The following is a 15,555-nucleotide window of genomic DNA, read 5'->3' as shown; positions in this document are numbered from 1 at the left end:
GAGGGGTTATTTGCGTTATAAAATTACCCTGGAATATGATGGGACTGATTATGTTGGTTTTCAGATTCAGCCTAATGGCCCTAGTATCCAGGCCGAATTGGAGCGGGCCCTCAAGTTGATGACCAAGGGCCAGGAGATTACTGTTTATGGTTCTGGTAGGACTGATTCTGGTGTCCATGCTCTAGGCCAAGTTATCCATATTGACTATCCCGCTGCTATCGAGCCTGACAGCCTCCTCAGAGCCCTTAATTCAATTACGAGTCAAGCGATAAGAATCCTGGAAGTCCTTCCAGTGGAAGACATCTTTCACGCACGCTTCCACGCTAAGGACAAGACTTACCTCTACCGAGTTAGTTTAGATCATTTTATGTCACCTTTTAAGACCCGTTATGCGCTTCATCACCCTTACCCAACCGATATTAGTCGTATCCAAGAAGCACTGCAAGCGATTAAAGGTAAACATGATTTTACCTCATTCTGTTCAACTAAAACAGACAAGGTTAACTTGGTACGTACCATTTACCGAGCAGAGGCTAGCTACCAGCCAGTTGAAAATGAAATCCACTTTATCTTTCAAGGTGATGGTTTTCTGTATAATATGGTTAGAATTCTGGTTGGCACCTGTTTACAGATTGGTGATGGGTTAAAACCAGTTGATGAATTAGAGCGTCTGTTAGCTGTTAAGGACCGTAACCAAGCTGGGCCAACTGCCGGTGCCCAGGGGCTCTTCCTGCAGTCAGTGGGGTATTTATCCTTTGAACAACGAGCAGCCTGGACCCAGGCCTGGCTAGATGGTAAAATAAAAGACCAAAATCAATCAATAAGGGATGAAAAGTAAATAAAAAAGCCTAGGATTAAATTCCTAGGCTTTTTTGGCTGATGCATAAATTAGTTTTGAGCTAATTCTTCTTCTTGACTTAGTGCTGCTTGGGCTAAAATATTTAAATAGTTCCAAGGGCGGTCAAAGTGTGGTTGGAAGAAGAAGTCCACATAGGCTAAATCTTCAATTGTTTGCTTGGTTTGGATAGCTAGTGATAGGGTGTTGGCTGATTGGGTAATATCATACTTAGACATAAGCTGACCGCCAACAACTCGATTTGTGCCTACTTCATAGACTAACTTCATATAAACTTTTTCTGTAGTAGGCATGAATTCAGGGCGGTAGTTATCTTCAACATAGACGCTACGAGTTTCAAGGTTGAAGCTGCTAGCAGAATTGTCGGTAACACCAGTTGAGCCAATATTCCAGCCGAATAATTTTAGACCAGATGTTGACTGGGTGCCCCGGTATTTGACGCGGTCTGCTTTAATATTTTTACCAACTAAGCTACCCATACGGACAGCATTAGTGGCAAGCGGGATATAAGCATGGCCATCGTTAGGATTATAGTTGACAGCACATGAGTCACCACAGGCATAGATATCTGGGTGAGAGGTGTGCATATAGTCATCTACAATAATCGCACCATTCGGCATAGTTTCTAACTTGCCCTTATATAATTCTGTGTTAGGTTGGAAGCCGACACAAAGGACTGCCATATCACATTCATATTCACCTTTAGACGTTTTAACGGCACGTACCTTACCTTCATCGTCGGCTAGGAATGATTCTACAAATTCCCCTAATTGCATTTGTACGCCATGGTCTACCAAGCTTGCTTCTAATAAGTCAGTCATTTCCTGGTCGAGATACTTAGGTAGGACGCGGTCAGCACCATCGATTAAAACAACTTCTTTACCGTCTTCAGCAAAGGCTTCAACTAACTCGATACCAATATAACCAGCACCAATAACAGCAACTCGTTTTTTATCTTGCTTAGTTTGGATTAATTCTTGGGCATGCTTAAAGTTTTTACATAGCATGACATTTTCTAGATCTAGTCCTGGTAAATCAGGAATAATCGGCCAAGAACCAGTGGCAATGACTAACTTGTCATATGATTCTTGGAAATGTTCGCCAGTCTCCATATTTTCTACTTGGATAACTTTAGTGTTTTCGTCAAACGATAGCACATTGTGTTTCATATAAACTGTTGCGCCTAGAGATTCTAACTCACTTGGATCAGAATAGAAAAGGCCATTGACGTCTTTGACCACGCCACCTACGTAAAGGGCAATCCCACAAGATAAGAAGGAGATATTATCATTGCGTTCAAAAACAACAACTTCTACATCATCGTTTTCTGTTAAGATAGTTTTAACGGCAGCTGTCCCAGCATGGGTACAACCGATTACTGCAACTTTCATTTAGACACCTCTAATTTAATTTATTGCGATGAAACGTTTTCCATAAAAGAGTATATAAGAGCTAAACTGAAAATGCAAAATAATGTTCACTAAAATACAAGAATTTAATAATAACTTTATTGTACAAAAAATGTACAAAATTCAAATTGGTATTTTCACAAACTTTATCTACATAAAAGCTTCTTTATCAATAATCATTAGATGCTTGTGAATTTTTACGGATATTTTCACAAAAAAGTTGAAGGGCTGCCCCACTTGATTATTTGGAAGTGCTGAACCATTTTTGTCTTTTTGCTAGGTGCCTAGCTAGAAAGTAGGAGCTATGTTATTTGTTTTTCTTATTTATGCCATTGTGGTTAGTCTCTTGGCCTCGTCACTATACTTATATAGGCAGACTGGTCGTCGCTTTTACCTTTATTTCATTGCCTTAGGCCTAATCTTGTTAGTGGTTTCCTCTGTGATTGTGATTTATTTGATGGCCCAGGCTTACAACAGTTAGCAAATCAAAACGTAATATTTACGATTTATCTTGACTTGTTATCTTGTTCAGGTTATGATCTAAAACGTAACTATTACGTTTTGTGAAAAGGGGAAAACCAATGTCTTTAAAAAAATTATTGCTAATGAGTTTATCTAGTGGTTTGCTACTAGCTGCTTGTGGTCAAAACAACCAGAAGAAAGATACTGACCAGGCCAACCAATCCCAGACTAGCCAGGCTCATAGCCAGGATCATAGTCAGTCTGGGACTAAAAAGCACGACCACGATCATGGTCATGACCATGAGGTAGAAATATCTAAAGATAATGTTGTCGCTAAGGAGGGCGACCATTATTTAGTTGCTCATGGTGACCACTACCATGAAGTAGCAGTGGACCAAGTGGATGGGGCCTTGCAAAAGGAATTAGACCAATATTTAGCAGACCACCCTAATTTAAAAGCTGAATACGAGAAAAAGAAAGAAGTTTACGCAGGCTATTTTAAGGATGAAGAAGTGGCTGACCGAACCTTAGCTGATTGGCAGGGCGAATGGCAGTCAGTATATCCTTATTTGCTTGATGGTACGCTTGACCCAGTCATGGAGGTTAAATCCTTAAAATCAGATGGTGAGAAAACAGCAGCAGAATACAAGGATTACTATAAGACAGGCTATCAAACTGACGTCAAAAATATCAAAATTGAGGGTAATCTAATCACCTTTATTAAAAACGATGGCAGTCAAGTTACTGGCGAGTATGAGCCAGCCGGCACGGAAATTCTAGCATATGAGAAGGGAAATCGGGGTGTGCGCCCCCTCTTCACCAAAGTTGGTGGAGATGAAGATGCTTATCAATCGGTCCAATTTTCTGACCATAATATTGCGCCAACTGAGGGCGTAAACCACTTCCATATCTACTTCTCTAATGACACGCATCAAGAGCTGTTAAAAGAATTAGATAATTGGCCAACCTACTATCCAGCTGCTTGGTCAGGAGAGCAGATTCTAGAAGACCAATTAAACCACTAGTCCCTTGTTACATATCATATAATTTGTTAGAATAACTGGAAAATAATAGCTTGACGAAACTTGCCTAATCTTCATTAAATAGCTGGTAACAACGCTTTGAAATGATAGACTGAGTTGGGCTGGACCATTATTAGCAAGCTAAAGCACAGCCCAGTTTGCGAAGTGACAGCCAGCTCAGCTTCTTAGAGCTCGACTGTGCTACTAATCTTGGTATTATAGTGAGAGCCCGGGACTGATGTCCCGGGTCTTTATTTTAGGAAAGAGGTTTTTATGTTATTTTCACTGGGACTCATTTTTTTAGTGGGGTTAATCATGGCTCAATTGAGTCAGCGTCTAGGTCTGCCACGTATTATTGGTATGCTGCTAGCTGGCATTTTAATAGGCCCTTATGTCGCCAATCTGATTCATCCCCAGCTACTAGCTATTTCTGGTGACTTACGTAGTCTAGCCTTAATGATTATCTTAATCAAAGCTGGTTTATCACTAGATGTTGCTGATTTAAAAAAGGTTGGTCGTCCGGCCTTGCTGCTATCTTTTTTGCCAGCTAGTTTTGAGATCTTGGCCTATTGTCTGTTGGCTCCCTTGATTTTTAATATTTCTTGGCCTGATGCTTTGGTAATGGGAACCGTATTAGGGGCTGTCTCTCCGGCTGTGGTTGTCCCGCGAATGGTGAATTTAATAGACCGGGGCTATGGACAGGATAAGGCAATTCCACAGATGATTTTAGCAGGCGCATCCTGTGATGATGTTTTCGTTATCGTGTGCTTTTCCTCGTCACTAGCCCTGGCTCAAGGACAGGGGGTTAATTTATCTAGTTTTACCAGTATTCCCATAGCTATCTTGACTGGCATCTTAATTGGCTGCTTACTTGGTCTGGGCTTGGCTCGTTTCTTTAATCGGGCTTACCAAAAAGGAGACTATATCAGAAATTCTAGCAAATTGATTATTATTTTAGCGCTAGCCTGTCTCCTAATGGGACTTGAGAACTTACTAGCTAATTACTTCCCCATGTCCGGTTTGTTAGCGGTTATGACGATGTCAATGGCTGTGGCTGCTAAATGTCCAAAGCAAGTAAGAGACCGCTTAGCTAGCAAGTTTAATAAAGTCTGGCTAGCAGCTGAAATGCTTTTGTTTGTGTTAGTAGGTGCAGCAGTCGATATTCGCTACACGGTTTTGGCTGGTGGCCTAGCTATTCTTATGATTGCCTTGGCCCTTTTAATTCGATTAGTTGGCGTATATTTATCACTTTTAGGCACAGCCTTAACCAAGCGTGAGCGGTTATTTACAATACTAGCTTATCTACCTAAGGCAACTGTACAGGCAGCTATCGGTTCAGTGCCCCTGGCTCAAGGGATGGCAAGTGGCCAATTGATACTATCAGTGGCAGTATTAGCTATTCTAGTCACTGCACCACTGGGCGCCTGGGCTATTGATCAGACTTACCAGACCTGGTTGCTACCACCATTAGTAAAAAAATAGTTTGAATACTGGCTGGTAAAGACGTATGATAAACTTAGATTCAGGCAAGTAATGGTCTAATATTGACTGGGCTTACCTAGCAGAAAGGAAGATTCCATGAAAAAAGCAATTCATACTGACCAGGCACCCCAAGCGGTAGGGCCATATTCGCAAGCGATTCAAATAGGTGATGTGACCTATGCCTCCGGCCAATTAGGTTTAGTGCCTGAAACTGGCCAGTTAGCCGAGGGCCTAGAAGAACAAACTAAACAAGCCTTTGCTAATATCAAGGCCGTTTTAGCAGCAGCAGGTTTAGCAATGGATGATATTGTAAAAGTAACTGTGCTTTTGGCTGATATTAATGACTTTGAGGCAGTTAATACGATTTACGCTGACCAGTTTAGCCAACCATATCCAGCCAGATCAGCCTTTGCTGTTAAGGATTTGCCCAAGGGCGGTTTAGTTGAAATTGAAGTCATTGCTGTTAAATCCGATAATTAAAATAAAACAAAAAGGCTGGCGGGCTTCTAAGAAATCCCACCAGCCTTTTCCTTTGAGCTGAATTGATTGGTCTCTTGACCAGAGTGACTTATAATATAAATAGCAGTGAACCTTATCGATACTAACAAGGAGGATAATCATATGCAAATTATACCTGTAAAAGCTTTAGCGGATAACTATATTTGGCTCATAGAACAGGCGAAAAAAGTGGTTATAGTTGACCCAGGTGAGGGCCAGCCAGTTTTAGATTTTTTAGCTGACCATCCTGATTTTAAACCGGTAGCTATTTTATTGACCCATAAGCATAGTGATCATGTAGACGGCGTGGAAATGCTTAAGGCTAACTACCCTGGCCTAGTGGTTTATGGCCCTGGGGAAACCAGTCATTTGAACAACCATACCCTAGCTGAAGGAGATCACTTTGAATTGGCGGACCTAGACTTTCAAGTCTATTTAACTGCCGGCCATACTGAAGGCCATATCTCTTACCTGCATGGTGATCATTTATTCTGTGGTGATGCGCTCTTTTTAGCCGGTTGTGGCCGTGTCTTCACTGGCGACTACCAGTCAGCCTATGAGGGTATCCAAAAACTTAAAAAACTGCCTGATAAAGTGAAGGTTTATGCGGGCCATGAATATTCACTCACCAATTTGAAATTTGCCAAGGATGTTGAGCCGGATAACATGGCGGTCGCTGGCAAAAGGGCTGAGCTTGAGCAAAAATTAAGCCAAGATAAGCCTAGCCTACCATCGACGATTGGTGAAGAGCATGCTTATAATCCTTTCTTCCATGCGGGCTCGGTTGACGCCTTTAAATCCTTACGCGATAAACGCGACCAATATTAATTATGCCAGTTGATGCCTTCTAGTTTTAGTAAATAACGCTTGGCGGCTAAGCCACCAGCATAGCCGGTTAACTGACCATCCTTGCCGAGAATACGATGGCAAGGGATGATAACCAGCAGGGGATTTTTAGCCACAGCCTGACCGACCGCTTGGCTGGACATACTAGCAAGGCCTCTTTTGCTAGCAATTTGCTTGGCTAGTTGACCATAGGAGCGCCATTGACCGTGAGGGATACTGGCAATTTCCTGCCAGACTAGTTTTTGAAAAGGCGTAGCAACTGGCAAATGATAGGCGATTTGGTCTAAGGCACTTGTATCTCCTAACCAATAGCGGTCTAGACCAGCTCGGGTTTGCTTAAATATGGGTAAACTATCTTCCTGAATACTCTGGTTATACCGGGCGAAGGGATAATTTTTCTGGTCATTGAGGTAGAGCCCTTGAAGCTGGTAGCCACTAGAAAAGGCCCAGAGGTCACCAAGTGGGCTAGTTATTTTAGTTTTGTACATAGGCCCTCCTATTAGTGTTTGCCTGTATTATAGCAAACCATATCTAGCCAGAGAAATTATTCGCAAGTAAGCTAACATTAAAAATACAAGATGTGAGATTTTAGCCTTTTAACTAGGCAGATATCAATATTTTTGTTAGAATTAACTTGGTAATAATAAATTTAAGGTCAGGCTAAATACCTTAGAGGAGGAATATCAATGACTTTTACTAAAGAAGAAAAAGTAGAACATTTACAGAATATTATTAAAATTAAAAGTGAAAATGACCACGAAGAAGAAGTAGCCAAGTATATCCAAGCCTTATTAGCTGAGCATGGTATTGATAGTGAGCTTGTCGAATATAAGCCAGGCCGGTCATCTTTAGTGGCTGATGTCAAAGGCCAAAAAGATGGTCAAGGAAAAATGCTAGTTGTGTCTGGCCACTTAGACGTGGTAGCAGCAGGTGATGAATCTGAGTGGACCTATCCACCATTCGCAGCCGAAATCCATGATGGTAAATTATACGGCCGGGGTGCTTCTGATATGAAGGCTGGCGTTATGGCCTTAGTGTTGTCAGCCATTGAATTAAAAGAGGCTGGTGCCCCGTTCTCTGGTACCCTACGCCTAGCCTTAACGGTTGGTGAAGAGATTGGCATGTATGGCTCTAAACAGCTAGTGGAAGAAGGCTATGCTGATGGGGCCAGTGGCTTTTTGATTGCTGAACCTTCCTCAACAGATTTAGTTATTAATGCCCATAAGGGGTCTATCCAGTATGAAATCATTTCTAAGGGTAAGGCTGCCCACTCTTCGATGCCAGAATTAGGAGTGGATGCCTTGCAGTTGATGGTTGATTATATTAATGCAACTAATAAAGATTTTGATGCAGCCTTTAACGCGGCAGGTGCTGAAAATGAGCAGTTAGGTCGGACCATTAATGTGAACACTGTGATTAACGGTGGTACGCAAATTAACTCAGTAGCTAGCAAGATTGTTTTAAAAGCTAACGCCCGGACTGTTCAAGAGGCAGGCAATGATTTAGTGGTTAAAATTATTGAAGATAATATTGCTAAATTAAATGCAGAGGGTCGTGGCGAATTAGAACTGAATATGCTGCAAAATAATCCATCTGCAGAATCCCAACCAGATAATGACTTGATTAAAGAAATTATTGCAGCCAATGATAAAGAAGTTAAAGTTGAAGTAATTATGGGTGCCACTGATGCTTCTAACTTTGGCCGTATTGATGGTGATTATGACTTGGCAATTTATGGACCTGGTGAGCTAGGAATTTCTCACCAAGTTGATGAGCATGTCGAGGTAGATGAATATTTATTAGCCATCGATCTGTATAATAAAATCATCCCTAATTACCTATCTTAGGTTGATAGATCTATTTGTAGCGATAAAAAATCCCTAGCAGTGTTTGGTCATTGCTAGGGATTTTTAGTTATTAGTTAGTAAGTTTTTGTATCCAGTTTAAGTAAACTTGTTCAAAAATTTCGATACACTGGTAGTAATCAGTTAAACTGATAAATTCATCTGTTTGGTGGGCCGAATCACCAGGGCCAAAGATAACAACGGCTGTCTTATCTAAGACCTTCATAAATTCAGCACAGTCAGTCGACCCATCCATAGCAGTTAGTTCACTATCTTGGTTTCTTACCTGGTCGACAACTTCTTTAAAGGCTTGAACAAAGATATGGTCAGCAGGGGTGGCGAGGGGGTAAAGATCGAGTAGACGCTTCACCTTAATATTGGCCTGATCATCCGCTGCCATGATTTGATCAGCTAGGTCAGTAAATATTTTGAGCATGACATCATGGTCCTGACTCGGAACGGTCCGCATATCAATAATGGCTTCGGCAAAGTCAGGCACTACATTGATTTGCTTACCACCGCTAAGGACATTAATTTGCATGGAGGATGGCCCTAATTGTTCATCATGGTAGTCTTCAGGGTGATAGGCCTTCCGAGCTGCCTCTAGGTAGTCTAGGAGTTTATGGTTGGCATTGATTCCTTGATGGGCTCTGGCTGAGTGGGCTGAAACACCAATGCTCTCTATTGACAGGCTATTAACGCCCTTGTGGGCAATAGCAAGCTGCATATTGGTAGGTTCGGCACAGACCAGGACATCGATTTCAGGGACCAGCCCCGCTTTAACTAATTGGCCAGCACCTTTTAAGCCTGTTTCTTCGTCTGCTGTAATAATAAATTGAATTTTTCCTTGCTTAGGATAGCCTGACTGGCGCAGGCGAATGACTGCCGCGATAGCTGCTGCTAGACCGCCCTTCATATCACAGGCACCGCGGCCATAGATTTTGCCGTCATGGACCTGGCCCGCAAAAGGAGGAAATTGCCAATCCTCGTCACCGACTGGCACGACATCAGTATGGCCTTCAATGCCGAATATTGGCCCGGCTTGGCCAGAGTCATAGACTGCTAATAGTTGGTCACGACCAGGACCATAGTTAACGCGCTGGCAAGTAAAATCATAGTCCTCAAGGAGGGGCTGGATAATATCAATTACTTGGGCTTCATTTTGGCCCCGGCTATCTACTTGCAGCATATCTTGAAGTAGTGTTAGCGCTTGTTCATTCGTCATAATAATCACCTTTCTAATCTTTACTTTTATTATGACCTCCATAAGGCTAACTTGCAATAAGAGATTGTTGGACTAGGGTCATATGTTCCTTCTCGAGCTTTTAAGGTATAATAAGATAAATATGACTAAAGGAGTGACGGGTATGAAAGTTGCAGATATCATGAAAATCCTTCAGGATGATATAGGGGTGGCAGTAATTGCCACAGCAGATGAAAGTGGCCAACCCCATGGTCGTTTTATCAATATCGGTGTCGCTAATGACCAAGGGGTTCTATTTATGACTAGCCCTGAGACTAATTTTTATCAACAATTAATGGCCAATCCCAAAATTGCCATTACTGGTTTAAATAAGGACGATTATTTAATCCAAACCATTCGTATCGAAGGCCAGGTTAAAGCGATTGGTCGGGACCGCCTAAAAGAAGTGATTGGTGATAATCCATATATTGATTATGTTTATCCAGAAGAAGACGCGATTGCTAGTGTGCAAGTTTTCCATATGTATGAGGGGCAAGGCTTTTATCATAGCCTAACCCAAGGCCACAAGTATCATTTTGATTTTAAAGCAAGCGAATAGGAGGCAAACATGGCAAGAAAAGTAGGTATTATTGGTATGGGTAATGTTGGTGCTGCTGTAGCCCACCAAATGATTGTAACTGGGTTAGTTGATGAACTGATATTGTTTGATGAGCGTGAAGAGAAGCTCCAGGCCGATGCCTTGGATTTTCAAGATGCCATGAATAATCTTGGCCACTTCACTAAGGTACGGACGAATGATTTTGCGGGCTTAAAGGATGCTGATGTGGTTATATCTGCCCTAGGTGATATTTCTCTATCAGCCAAACCACCTTACGACCGCTTCGGTGAGTTGAAGCGTAATCACGACCAATTTGACGTCTATGGCCCCAAGCTAAAAGAGATGGGCTTTGACGAGGTGCTGGTAGTGATTACTAATCCTAATGATGCGATTGCCACTATTTATCAAGAGAAGTCGGGACTGGCCAAGGAAAAGGTAATCGGTACCGGGACCCTGCTTGATACAGCCCGCCTTCACCGTGCGGTTGGTAAATTTTTTGATGTCGATCCACGCTCCGTTCAAGGTTATGCTTTGGGTGAGCACGGGGAATCTCAATTTACCGCTTGGTCGACAGTAAAGGTGCTCGACCAGCCCATTACCGACCTATTGGCTGACCAACCGGATTTAAATCTAGATGATTTAGAAGAGGAGACCCGCCAAGGGGGCTATACAGTTATTTTTGGTAAATACTACACCAATTACGGTATTGCAGCCGCGGCTTGTCGTTTAACGGCTGCGATTATTAACGATGCCCATGCCCTTTTACCAGTTTCAAATTATCGCGAAGAATACCAAGGCTATCTGTCTTATCCAGCTGTGGTTGGCCGCCAAGGTATTATTAAACAAGTTAAGTTGGCATTAACACCAGAAGAAGAAGCCAAGTTGCAACATTCTGCTGATGAAGTGAAGCGTAAGGCCCACTTAGAAATCGGTTCTGATAATGATTAAGCAAGTTGCTAGCCTAGCTGATATTGAGGCAACCATAGCGGCTAATGACCAGGTTCTAGTCTATTTAACTGGTCACAATTGTGGTATCTGCCAGGCTCTGCGCCCGCAGCTGGAAGAAGTAACGGCTAATTACCCAGACTTAGTGGTCATAGAGGCTAGTCTCAGTGACCTCCCGCAATTAGCTGGGGCCTTTATGGTCTTTACGATTCCAGTTGTTATGCTCTATGGTGCTGGCCAGGAGCGGGCGCGCTTTGCCCGGGTCGTCCCGCGGGCAGACTTGGTGGCCGCCTTAGACCAATTAAGCTATTATTGAAGGAGAGGAAGTGCTCATATGACCAAACATTTTTGTGTTGACTCAGATGGCTGTACCATTAATACCATGGTCTTTAAACACGAGGTCTTTATGGCCCCTAATGCTATTCGGATATTTAATTTATCTCAATATGTAGATGATATAGATGGTTTTTTAGCAGACTGGTCCCAAATTAACTTATACAGTCCACTGAGGGGGGCCAATCGTTTTGTCGCCTTGACGACCATGCTTAAGCGGGCTGGCTATCCGGATATGGAGAACTTGCTAGCGTGGGTAGATCAAAGTGGCCAATTATCCATGGATAGTTTGGCTCAAGCTATTGAAACTTATCAATCCGATGATCTCAAAAAAGCCTACCAATGGTCTATGGAAACCAATCAGGGTATTGCTGATTATCATGCGGATGATTATAAGGCCTTTGTAGGGGCCCGGGCTGGCCTAAAAGCGCTGAGCCAGGTTGGTCAAGTTTACGCTGTGTCAACCTCTAGCCAAAAGACTATTCAAGCTGAGTGGGTTGAGAATCAGTTAGATGAATTTACTGATGCCTACTATTGCCAAGAAACAGGTTCTAAGCCGGCCACAGTCCAGATGCTCTTAGACCAGGGTAATGATGTTAGTGATATTTTGCTTTTAGGCGATTCGCCTGGCGATTTAAGAGCAGCTGAGAGCAAGGGCATCGCCTTTTATCCAATATTGGTTGGTCGTGAGACGGAAAGTTGGGCTCATTTCTTAGATTATGCTTTAGAAGCCTTTTTAAATGGTAGCTACGACCAAGCTCGTTACACAAGGGCTTTTAAAGATAATCTTAACTATGAGGAGGACTAGTGATGGCAGACCAGGCGCGAATTGACCGCATTAAAGATTTGGAGGCCAAAGCAGACCGCCTCAGTCAGGCTATAGCCGATTTAGAAGGCCCCCTAGCAGCCTATCTAGCGGTGTCAGCAGAAGGCCAGGAATTAGTCGATTATTATGAAGGCCCTTTGTGGCAGGCGGATTGGCAAGCCGATCAGGATGGGCAAATTCCCAGCGATTTAAAGCGGGGGATTTTATCGGAAGATGGCCTCTATAACCTTCTGGGAGAGAACGACCAAATTTTAGCTGATATGGCTGATGCTGTGGCTCAATATCATGTTGGTCAGTAAAACTAAGAAAAATTTATAATCTAAAAAAAGCCTGGGCATAAGTCCCAGGCTTTCGCTTTTATACGAATATTAGTGGCATAGTTGGGTTCAGAGCGCTTCTTGTCACACCCTTTTATTCGGGTTCGACTTGGCAGGCATGAAGTCACTTCAGAAATTAGTCTCAATAGCTTGTAGCTATTGGCCTAATTCCTTCCAGTGATTCATTACTGAGCGCCAAGTCTCGCACCCTTTTAGTCGGGCTCCAAAAAGCTGAACTGAAGTCGTTTCACTAGACTGACTCAATATCTTTCAGATATTGGTCTGCCTAGTTCCAACGATTCAGTTCAAAGCGCTTCTGGTCACACCCTTATTTAGTCGGGTTCGGTCTGGCAGAACTGAAGTCCTTTCATAAAATCCGATACAATATCTGCGAGATTGATCGTCTTTTATTCCAAGAATTCAGTTCTAAACGCCAGTCCTCGCACCCTTATTTAGTCGGGTTCGACTTGGCAGGAATGAAGTCACTTCAGAAATTAGTCTCAATAGCTTGTAGCTATTGGCCTAATTCCTTCCAGTGATTCATTCCTGAGCGCCAGTCCTCGCACCCTCTTTTTTGGACTAGTTATTTTTCAGAGAGGTTGGCCATAACCAGTTTACCCGGTCATTTTCTGCATTAATTTCTTGGATACGGGCTTTCAGGTCATCAGACTGGTAGACAGCGACCAAATCTTTGGCCCATTGGCTATCCGCTTCATCTGCGCGCGTAACTGCCTGTAATTCTAGGTCTGGCAGCATATCTTCCTCTAACAGGGCATCAGTTGAAGACATGCCGGAGTCATAAAAGGTTGAGCCAGGGATAATACCATAGGCTGCGTCCTCTAGGTTACGAGGGATAATAGCTGGTTTGACAAAGCGGAATTCAACGCCTGCCTTATTTTCAATAATATCATTTTCGGTGATATCCATTGGCTTGACATTAGGGTCAAGGCTGATCCAACCTGCTTTCTCTAACAAGAGCATAGACCGGGTAATGTCAGCAGGATCATCCGAAACCGCTACAATATCACCAGGTTGAACCTGGTCTAGGCTGTCTTTGGTACCGCCAAAAATGGCTGTTGGTACGGTTGGAATAGGTGTTAAGCCAACTAAATTACCACCGGCTTCTTCATTATAATTAGACATGTAGAGCGTATGTTGCTCCACATTGAGGTCCATAGAACCTTCGTCAATGGCGACATTAACCCGTTGCAAGTCATCAAAATCACGATTTTCGATCGTATAGCCCTGGGCTTCTAAAACAGGTTTCACTTCATTCAAGAAGAGTTCACTGTAAGGGCCGGGAGAAGTAGCAACTCGGATAATTTTTGTGTCGTCGATATTACTAGCCCCTTGTTTATTCGTCTGGCCACAAGCCGTTAGCAGAAGACTGGTTACTAAGGCTAGGCCTAGCCATTTAAGCTGTTTTAATTTCATATATAAAACCCCCATTTATTTCATACTTACATTATACAAGTATGAAAGCGACCTGACAATTAATATGTTGTTATTTTCATGCATGACTAAGTGAGACCGTGATATGATAGGTTAAAAGAAAAGGTTAAGGAGATAGTGATGTTTAATTTTACTACCATTAAAGCAAATTTTAACCAGTACCTACAGATACGTCATGACCTCCACCAGCACCCAGAAGCTTCACTGCATGAGGACTGGACGGTGGCCTATTTAAAAAAATGCTTAGCCAAATATGACTTAGAAATTAGAGATGTGCCGGCAAGTAAATCCTTTATTGCGATTCTGGATACAGGCCGGCCTGGTTTGACTCTGGGCCTACGCACCGATATGGATGCGCTACCCATCCAGGAAGCCCAGAAGAATCTGGTTCAGGCTAAAAAAGTGCATTCCCAAGTGGCTAATTTGATGCATGCTTGTGGCCATGATGCTCATATGGCAATACTAATGGGCACAATTGACCAAATTAATGGTTGCCGAGACCAACTATGTGGCCGTTTTATTTTTATTTTCGAATCTGGTGAAGAGGTGGCTGGCTCAGTTGGCCAGGTGGTCGATTTCTTAGCCGATTACCAGCTAGACTATATTTATGGTAACCATGTTTATAATGAACTTGAAGTCGGTAAATTGGCCTTAGATGCCGGACCGGTGATGGCAGGAGGGTCATCTTTTGGCTTAGTTTTCCATGGTAAGCCTGGCCATGGCTCTCGCCCAGATTTAGCTATTAATCCACTTTTCTGTGGGATAGACTTTTTAAATAGTTTGGCCGTGGCTTGGGCCAACCAACTGCCAGTTGATCAAATTGCTACTTTGGGGATTACACAGTTTCATGCGGGTTCGGCTAATAATGTCTTTCCGGACCAGGCTTATATTGGTGGTTCCATTCGCTTTTTTGATAAGGAAGTGGGCCAAGCAGCCTTTGCTCTGGTTGACAAATTAGCCCAGCACGCGGCAGCAATGCACCAGTGTCAGTATGAAAAAACTGGTGACGGGGCTTGGTCAAATCCGGTGATTAATGATGCTAATTTAGCTAATCAGGTGGGTCAAAAGCTGGAGGCGATAAAGCCAGGCCTTATCCAGCAAGATGTGGTCTGGTATGCGTCAGAGTCTTTCGCTGATTATCAAGCCTTAGCCCCCACGCTCTTTACCTTTGTAGGGATTAAAAATGATGGTCTAGGATCGGGAGCTGCCCACCATACACCTGAGTTTGACCTTGATGATGAGGCCCTGGTTTATGGCATCGCGGGGATGTTAGCTTTTGCTAGTCTTAACTGGCTGAAGGACTAAATAGGGTGCGAGACTCGGCGTTCAGGCATGGACAACTGGAAGGCATCAGACCAATATCTGAGAGATATTGAGTCAGCCTAGTTTGCGATGTGACAGCCAGTTTAGCTTATCGGCAGCTGACTATACTGACAATGTTCATATAACAGCGAAAGCCTG

At 43.0% G+C, this 15,555-nt stretch carries 17 protein-coding genes; 13 read left to right on the top strand and 4 right to left on the bottom strand.

Annotated features, from left to right (window positions below; all coding sequences use genetic code 11):
- Window positions 1–10 precede the first annotated feature (10 nt).
- Window positions 11–838, top strand: coding sequence for a tRNA pseudouridine(38-40) synthase TruA (truA, locus tag AWM75_RS03480; protein ID WP_067978264.1), 828 nt, complete (start codon window positions 11–13; stop codon window positions 836–838).
- Between the two features lie 50 nt (window positions 839–888).
- Here truA and AWM75_RS03475 read toward each other — a convergent pair whose 3' ends face one another.
- Complete coding sequence (locus AWM75_RS03475) at window positions 889–2,247, bottom strand: FAD-dependent oxidoreductase (RefSeq protein ID WP_067978261.1); 1,359 nt, start codon at window positions 2,245–2,247, stop codon at window positions 889–891.
- A 322-nt stretch (window positions 2,248–2,569) separates the two neighbouring features.
- On the opposite strand from AWM75_RS03475, the gene AWM75_RS08745 reads away from it, so the two are divergent.
- From AWM75_RS08745 to gloB, 5 genes are all read left to right on the top strand, one after another.
- Window positions 2,570–2,746 (top strand): hypothetical protein, encoded by a 177-nt coding sequence (locus tag AWM75_RS08745; protein WP_158320155.1) that lies wholly within the window; start codon window positions 2,570–2,572, stop codon window positions 2,744–2,746.
- Window positions 2,747–2,846: 100 nt separating this feature from the next.
- Window positions 2,847–3,752, top strand: a complete 906-nt coding sequence (locus AWM75_RS03470) for a ZinT/AdcA family metal-binding protein (protein WP_067978259.1) — start codon at window positions 2,847–2,849, stop codon at window positions 3,750–3,752.
- Between the two features lie 312 nt (window positions 3,753–4,064).
- On the top strand, window positions 4,065–5,231 hold the full coding sequence (locus AWM75_RS03465) for a cation:proton antiporter (protein ID WP_234946615.1): 1,167 nt from the start codon (window positions 4,065–4,067) through the stop codon (window positions 5,229–5,231).
- A gap of 96 nt (window positions 5,232–5,327) precedes the next feature.
- Entirely contained in the window at window positions 5,328–5,711 is a 384-nt protein-coding gene (locus AWM75_RS03460; RefSeq protein ID WP_067978255.1) for a RidA family protein, read from the top strand.
- A 141-nt stretch (window positions 5,712–5,852) separates the two neighbouring features.
- Window positions 5,853–6,557: a hydroxyacylglutathione hydrolase gene (gene gloB / locus AWM75_RS03455; RefSeq protein WP_067978252.1), complete on the top strand. Its 705-nt coding sequence runs from the start codon at window positions 5,853–5,855 to the stop codon at window positions 6,555–6,557.
- Here the strand turns inward: gloB and AWM75_RS03450 are convergent.
- Window positions 6,554–7,063 carry a methylated-DNA--[protein]-cysteine S-methyltransferase gene (locus AWM75_RS03450; protein WP_067978250.1) on the bottom strand — a complete coding sequence of 170 codons (510 nt, stop codon included), beginning with the start codon at window positions 7,061–7,063 and terminating at the stop codon, window positions 6,554–6,556. The two genes, gloB and AWM75_RS03450, sit on opposite strands and share 4 nt — an antisense overlap.
- A gap of 198 nt (window positions 7,064–7,261) precedes the next feature.
- Between AWM75_RS03450 and AWM75_RS03445 the strand changes: the two genes are divergently transcribed.
- Window positions 7,262–8,422 (top strand): ArgE/DapE family deacylase, encoded by a 1,161-nt coding sequence (locus AWM75_RS03445; RefSeq protein ID WP_067978248.1) that lies wholly within the window; start codon window positions 7,262–7,264, stop codon window positions 8,420–8,422.
- A gap of 70 nt (window positions 8,423–8,492) precedes the next feature.
- Here AWM75_RS03445 and AWM75_RS03440 read toward each other — a convergent pair whose 3' ends face one another.
- The gene (locus AWM75_RS03440; RefSeq protein WP_067978246.1) at window positions 8,493–9,644 is read right to left on the bottom strand and encodes a M20 family metallopeptidase; all 1,152 of its coding nucleotides are present in this window, start codon (window positions 9,642–9,644) and stop codon (window positions 8,493–8,495) included.
- Window positions 9,645–9,786: 142 nt separating this feature from the next.
- On the opposite strand from AWM75_RS03440, the gene AWM75_RS03435 reads away from it, so the two are divergent.
- From AWM75_RS03435 to AWM75_RS03415, 5 genes are read left to right on the top strand one after another with little or no spacing between them, the layout of a single operon-like run.
- A complete protein-coding gene (locus AWM75_RS03435) occupies window positions 9,787–10,221 on the top strand; it encodes a pyridoxamine 5'-phosphate oxidase family protein (protein ID WP_067978243.1) in 435 nt (144 codons plus the stop codon).
- Window positions 10,222–10,230: 9 nt separating this feature from the next.
- Complete coding sequence (locus tag AWM75_RS03430; protein WP_067978240.1) at window positions 10,231–11,169, top strand: L-lactate dehydrogenase; 939 nt, start codon at window positions 10,231–10,233, stop codon at window positions 11,167–11,169.
- Window positions 11,162–11,482: a thioredoxin family protein gene (locus AWM75_RS03425; RefSeq protein ID WP_067978237.1), complete on the top strand. Its 321-nt coding sequence runs from the start codon at window positions 11,162–11,164 to the stop codon at window positions 11,480–11,482. The genes AWM75_RS03430 and AWM75_RS03425 overlap by 8 nt, the downstream gene beginning before the upstream one ends.
- A gap of 18 nt (window positions 11,483–11,500) precedes the next feature.
- Window positions 11,501–12,307, top strand: a complete 807-nt coding sequence (locus AWM75_RS03420; RefSeq protein WP_067978234.1) for an HAD hydrolase-like protein — start codon at window positions 11,501–11,503, stop codon at window positions 12,305–12,307.
- A 2-nt stretch (window positions 12,308–12,309) separates the two neighbouring features.
- Window positions 12,310–12,624 carry a DUF4298 domain-containing protein gene (locus AWM75_RS03415; protein WP_067978231.1) on the top strand — a complete coding sequence of 105 codons (315 nt, stop codon included), beginning with the start codon at window positions 12,310–12,312 and terminating at the stop codon, window positions 12,622–12,624.
- Between the two features lie 597 nt (window positions 12,625–13,221).
- On the opposite strand, the gene AWM75_RS03410 is transcribed toward AWM75_RS03415, so the two are convergent.
- Window positions 13,222–14,076, bottom strand: a complete 855-nt coding sequence (locus AWM75_RS03410; RefSeq protein ID WP_067978228.1) for a MetQ/NlpA family ABC transporter substrate-binding protein — start codon at window positions 14,074–14,076, stop codon at window positions 13,222–13,224.
- Between the two features lie 138 nt (window positions 14,077–14,214).
- Here AWM75_RS03410 and AWM75_RS03405 point away from each other — a divergent pair, with 138 nt between their 5' ends.
- The gene (locus AWM75_RS03405; protein WP_067978225.1) at window positions 14,215–15,399 is read left to right on the top strand and encodes a M20 metallopeptidase family protein; all 1,185 of its coding nucleotides are present in this window, start codon (window positions 14,215–14,217) and stop codon (window positions 15,397–15,399) included.
- The last annotated feature ends 156 nt before the right edge of the window (window positions 15,400–15,555 follow it).

Source organism: Aerococcus urinaehominis, from assembly GCF_001543245.1.
Lineage (GTDB): Bacteria > Bacillota > Bacilli > Lactobacillales > Aerococcaceae > Aerococcus > Aerococcus urinaehominis.
The sequence above is the reverse complement of the archived record's forward strand: the minus strand, read 5'-3'. Positions and strand labels throughout refer to the sequence as shown.

Bases quoted from the DNA above. Each gene is read 5' to 3' on its own strand.
- AWM75_RS03475 (WP_067978261.1), bottom strand. From the start codon at position 2,247: ATGAAAGTTGCAGTAATCGGTTGTACCCATGCTGGGACAGCTGCCGTT.
- AWM75_RS08745 (WP_158320155.1), top strand. From the start codon at position 2,570: ATGTTATTTGTTTTTCTTATTTATGCCATTGTGGTTAGTCTCTTGGCC.
- AWM75_RS03470 (WP_067978259.1), top strand. From the start codon at position 2,847: ATGTCTTTAAAAAAATTATTGCTAATGAGTTTATCTAGTGGTTTGCTA.
- AWM75_RS03465 (WP_234946615.1), top strand. From the start codon at position 4,065: ATGGCTCAATTGAGTCAGCGTCTAGGTCTGCCACGTATTATTGGTATG.
- AWM75_RS03460 (WP_067978255.1), top strand. From the start codon at position 5,328: ATGAAAAAAGCAATTCATACTGACCAGGCACCCCAAGCGGTAGGGCCA.
- gloB (WP_067978252.1), top strand. From the start codon at position 5,853: ATGCAAATTATACCTGTAAAAGCTTTAGCGGATAACTATATTTGGCTC.
- AWM75_RS03450 (WP_067978250.1), bottom strand. From the start codon at position 7,063: ATGTACAAAACTAAAATAACTAGCCCACTTGGTGACCTCTGGGCCTTT.
- AWM75_RS03445 (WP_067978248.1), top strand. From the start codon at position 7,262: ATGACTTTTACTAAAGAAGAAAAAGTAGAACATTTACAGAATATTATT.
- AWM75_RS03440 (WP_067978246.1), bottom strand. From the start codon at position 9,644: ATGACGAATGAACAAGCGCTAACACTACTTCAAGATATGCTGCAAGTA.
- AWM75_RS03435 (WP_067978243.1), top strand. From the start codon at position 9,787: ATGAAAGTTGCAGATATCATGAAAATCCTTCAGGATGATATAGGGGTG.
- AWM75_RS03430 (WP_067978240.1), top strand. From the start codon at position 10,231: ATGGCAAGAAAAGTAGGTATTATTGGTATGGGTAATGTTGGTGCTGCT.
- AWM75_RS03425 (WP_067978237.1), top strand. From the start codon at position 11,162: ATGATTAAGCAAGTTGCTAGCCTAGCTGATATTGAGGCAACCATAGCG.
- AWM75_RS03420 (WP_067978234.1), top strand. From the start codon at position 11,501: ATGACCAAACATTTTTGTGTTGACTCAGATGGCTGTACCATTAATACC.
- AWM75_RS03415 (WP_067978231.1), top strand. From the start codon at position 12,310: ATGGCAGACCAGGCGCGAATTGACCGCATTAAAGATTTGGAGGCCAAA.
- AWM75_RS03410 (WP_067978228.1), bottom strand. From the start codon at position 14,076: ATGAAATTAAAACAGCTTAAATGGCTAGGCCTAGCCTTAGTAACCAGT.
- AWM75_RS03405 (WP_067978225.1), top strand. From the start codon at position 14,215: ATGTTTAATTTTACTACCATTAAAGCAAATTTTAACCAGTACCTACAG.